This window comes from Pseudoalteromonas sp. S558 (genome assembly GCF_005886635.1).
Classification (GTDB): domain Bacteria; phylum Pseudomonadota; class Gammaproteobacteria; order Enterobacterales; family Alteromonadaceae; genus Pseudoalteromonas; species Pseudoalteromonas aliena.
The window spans coordinates 1-701 of sequence record NZ_PNDU01000579.1 but is presented as its reverse complement, the minus strand read 5'-3'; the positions used below and the strand labels follow the sequence as shown (position 1 = coordinate 701).

The 701-nt window shown below is 37.2% G+C and carries 1 protein-coding gene; it reads right to left on the bottom strand.

Annotated features, from left to right (window positions below; translation table 11 throughout):
• Positions 1-511: 1-aminocyclopropane-1-carboxylate deaminase/D-cysteine desulfhydrase (locus tag CWB66_RS21510; RefSeq protein WP_502705310.1), on the bottom strand; the 511-nt coding region annotated here is incomplete at its 3' end.
• Positions 512-701: the final 190 nt, after the last annotated feature.

The window sequence follows — 701 nt, the reverse complement described above, 5'->3', positions numbered from 1 at the left end:
AATAGTCATGTTGAGGCAAGCTTTGCGCTAACTCAATGCAACCTTGTATGGCAAACTCATTTGTTCCTCCTTCAGGAATGATGTATGCATTTGGGAAGCGAGCTTGAATTTCTTTAAGATACTCAGGGTTATTACGTTGCCGATATTCAAGTCTATTAACTACGTGTAAATTCATCCCGCATTGCTGTGCAAATTGAATTGTGGGGTTATTGTTATCGAGTTCAGGACCCCTAACAATAACATGGGTGACTAAATTAAATTCTTTTCCTGCAGCAGCACAAGCATGAAGATGATTTGAAAAAGCACCTCCAAAAGTAAGTAATTCTGTTTTTTTTAGCTCTTGCATACGGGTTAAGTTATATTTTAACTTACGCCACTTATTGCCACTTATTTGTGGGTGAAGTAAATCGTCACGTTTTATACCTAAATAAATATCCCTCTCTTTTAGAAACGTCGTATTTATTTGTTGAATAGCATTATTTTCATTTATTTTTAACTGCGGAAAATTCATATTTTTTATCTGGGCGTGTTTTTGAACAAGAATAAGTAACCTAAACTTTACTAGGGCGTGTTGACCTTTGTGGATTGAAATTTGTTCAATCTAGGGGCGATTTAATCGCGGCGCGAGGTTTGTAACCTAGTGGGCTAAGTAAAAACCGAGCAACAAAGAGTTAATCGTCCCTAGATCGAGCTCAAAGGGC